Origin of the sequence: Corallococcus sicarius (assembly GCF_003611735.1) — a bacterium.
Taxonomy (GTDB): Bacteria; Myxococcota; Myxococcia; order Myxococcales; family Myxococcaceae; genus Corallococcus; species Corallococcus sicarius.
On record NZ_RAWG01000552.1, the window covers coordinates 1 to 3,084 of the forward strand.

Annotated in this window: 3 protein-coding genes and 1 pseudogene; all 4 read right to left on the minus strand. The window is 68.4% G+C overall.

Annotated features, from left to right (window positions below):
* Positions 1–78 precede the first annotated feature (78 nt).
* On the minus strand, positions 79–1,224 hold the full coding sequence (locus D7X12_RS40505; RefSeq protein WP_120630452.1) for an acyl-CoA dehydrogenase family protein: 1,146 nt from the start codon (positions 1,222–1,224) through the stop codon (positions 79–81).
* Complete coding sequence (locus tag D7X12_RS40510) at positions 1,221–1,694, minus strand: AgmX/PglI C-terminal domain-containing protein (protein WP_120630453.1); 474 nt, start codon at positions 1,692–1,694, stop codon at positions 1,221–1,223. Before D7X12_RS40510 ends, D7X12_RS40505 begins: the two co-directional genes overlap by 4 nt.
* A gap of 7 nt (positions 1,695–1,701) precedes the next feature.
* Positions 1,702–2,844 (minus strand): acyl-CoA dehydrogenase, encoded by a 1,143-nt coding sequence (locus D7X12_RS40515; RefSeq protein ID WP_120630454.1) that lies wholly within the window; start codon positions 2,842–2,844, stop codon positions 1,702–1,704.
* Positions 2,845–2,880: 36 nt separating this feature from the next.
* Positions 2,881–3,084, minus strand: a pseudogene (locus tag D7X12_RS40520) (hypothetical protein); the annotation flags it as partial.

Consider the following 3,084-nt stretch of genomic DNA (forward strand, 5'->3'; position numbering starts at 1 on the left):
GCCGGGTCCCCAGGCGCTCCGCCCGCCCGGTGTGGGACGGGCGGAGCGCCTGGGGACCCGGCGGGGAATCAGGCCGCCCTACCCCTGCTGGCGGAACGTCTCCCGGGCGATGACCAGACGCTGCACCTCGCTGGTGCCCTCGTAGATGGTCTGCACGCGGGCATCCCGGAAGAAGCGCTCGACGGGGAACTCGTCGATGTAGCCGTAGCCGCCATGGAGCTGCACGGCCTTGTCGGCCACCCGGTTGCTCATCTCGCTGGCGAACAGCTTCGCCATGGAGGCCTCACGGGTGAACGGCTGGCCCTGCTCCTTGAGGGCGGCGGCGCGCAGCGTGAGCAGCTCCGCCGCGTCCAACTGCGTGCGCATGTCCGCCATCATGAAGCGCGGGGCCTGCAGGTCCGCCACCGCCTGACCAAAGGCCTTGCGGTCCTTGGTGTAGGAGATGGTCGCCTCCAGCGCCGCCCGGCCCACGCCGCACGCCTGGGCCGCGATGCCGATGCGGCCACCGTCCAGCGCCATCATCGCGAGGCGGAACCCGTCGCCCTCCTTGCCCAGGAGGTTCTCCGCGGGGACTTCACAGTCCTCGAAGGTGAGCCCCACGGTGTTGGACGCGCGCAGGCCCATCTTGTCCTCGTGCTTGCCCACGTGGAGGCCCTTGGTGCCGCCCTCCACGATGAAGCAGGACAGGCCCTTGTTGCCGGCCGCGCCCGTGCGGGCCCAGACGACCATCACGCCCGCGTAGGCGCCGGAGGTGATCCACTGCTTGCTGCCGTTGATGACGTAGCGGTCGCCGCGCTTCGTGGCGGTGGTGAGCATGGCGCCGGGGTCGGAGCCGGCGTGCGGTTCGGAGAGCGCGAAGGCGCCGACGATGGCCTCACCGGAGGTGAGCTTCGTGACGAACTTCTCCCGCTGCGCGTCGGTGCCGACCGCGTGGATGAGCTCCGCGCACATGTTGGTGACGGCCATGGCCACGGACACGGAGGCGTCCGCGGCGGCCATCTCCATCATCGCCAGGGCGTAGGAGACGACGCCCGCCTCGGCGCCGCCGTAGCGGGCCGGCAGGTTCACCCCGAGCAGGCCCACCTGGGCCAGGGCCTTGAAGACCTCCGGGTCGAAGCGCTCCTCGCGGTCCGCCTTGCGGGCGTGGGGCGCCACCTGCTCCCGCGCGAACTTGCGCGCGGTGTCGCGGATGAGCGACTGGGTCTCGGTGAGGTCGAAGTTCATTCGACGGCCTTGAGGTTGAACGGGTACTCGATGGGGTGCTCGCGGCCGTCCGTGGGCTTGGGGAAGTCCATGGACATGAGGACGGACACCACGCAGTCGTTGAGCCCCGCGTCCTTCAGCGTGCTCTGCTGGCGGTCCACCTTGGCGCTGCGCACGGTGCCCTCGGCGGTGATGGTAAAGGTGGTCATCAGCTTGCCCTCCACCTTCTTGTCCTTCTCCACCATGTGGTCCTCGTAGCACTCCTGGATGCGAGGGCTGTTGTGGACCATCACCTGCCGGATGGAGTCCGGGGTGAAGGGCAGCCGGCTGACATCCAGGCCGTCGTCCTTCGGGGCGGCCTTCGTGGCCGCGTCCGGCGTCCCAGGGGCCGGCTTCGTGGCCGCCGGCTTCTTCTTCGTGGACGTGCCCTGGGCGGTGGCCATGGACGGCGCCACCAGCAACATCAACATGGGGAGGAGCGCGCGCTTCATGGGGGGACTACTCCTTGAGCAGGTTAGCGGAGATGACGATGCGCTGGATCTCGCTCGTCCCCTCGTAGATTTCGGTGATGCGCGCGTCGCGCACGTGGCGCTCGGCGTCCATTTCCTTGCTGTAGCCCATGCCGCCGTGGATCTGCAGGGCCTTGTTGGCCACGCGGCTGGCCATCTCGCTGGCGTACAGCTTCGCCATGGCGCTCTCCGGGCTGTGACGCACGCCCTGGTCCTTCATCAGCGCCGCGCGCCACACCAGCAGGCGGGCCGCGTCGATCTCCATGGCCATGTCGGCGATCATGAACTGGATGGCCTGGTGGTCGCGGATGGGCTTGCCGAACGTCTTGCGCTCGCCCGAGTAGCGCACCGCCTCCTCGAAGGCCGCGCGCGCGATGCCCAGCGCCTGGGACGCGATGCCGATGCGGCCCCCGTCCAGGGTGGACATGGCGACCTTGAAGCCCTCGCCCTCCTTGCCCAGGCGGTACTTCTCCGGCACGCGCATGTCCTCGAAGAACATGGAGCAGGACCAGGCGGCGCTGATGCCCATCTTCTTGTCGGGCTCCGCGCGGGTGAAGCCCGGCGTGTTGGTGGGCACGAGGAACGCGGTGATGCCCTTGTTGCCGGCCTCGCGGTTGGTCATCGTGATGAGCACGATGGCGTCCGCCTTGGGGCCGTTGGTGATCCAGTTCTTGGAGCCGTTGATGATGTACTCGTCACCGCGCTTCACGGCGACGGTCTTCTGGGCGGCCGCGTCGCTGCCGGCCTCCGGCTCCGTGAGGCCGAAGCAGCCCAGCTTCTCCCCGCTGGCGAAGGGCTTGAGGAACTGCTCCTTCTGCTCGGGGGTGCCGAACTTGGAGATCGGATCGCAGTAGAGCGAGTTGTTCACGCTCATGATGACGCCGGTGGAGGCACAGCCGCGGCTGATCTCCTCCATGGCGATGGAGTAACAGACGTTGTCCAGGCCCGCGCCGCCAAACTCCTCCGGCACCGCGATGCCCAGGAGCGACAGCTCCGCGAGCTTCTTCACCGCGTCGGTGGGCCAGGCGTGCTGTTCGTCCCACTTGCGGGCGTTGGGGATGAGTTCCTTGGCGGCGAACTCTCGGCACAGCCGCTGGATCTCGCGCTGGATGTCGGTCAGCTCGAAGTTCATAGTGGGGACTTCCATAGTATGCAGCCCGGCCTGGGGCTACTTCGAAGACGGGCCCCCGTTCGTCGGGGCGGGAATCCGCGTTCCGAAGAACATCGCCAGCGGCACCGTGACGTCGAAGGACACGTCCGTGCGAGCCCCCGCGTCCGTCCAAGCCCGTCGCACCAGCACCGACACCGTCCACGGCTGGGTGTCCTGGTGTCTTTCAATTAAGTCGTAGGTGAGCCCCACCCCGGCCACCCC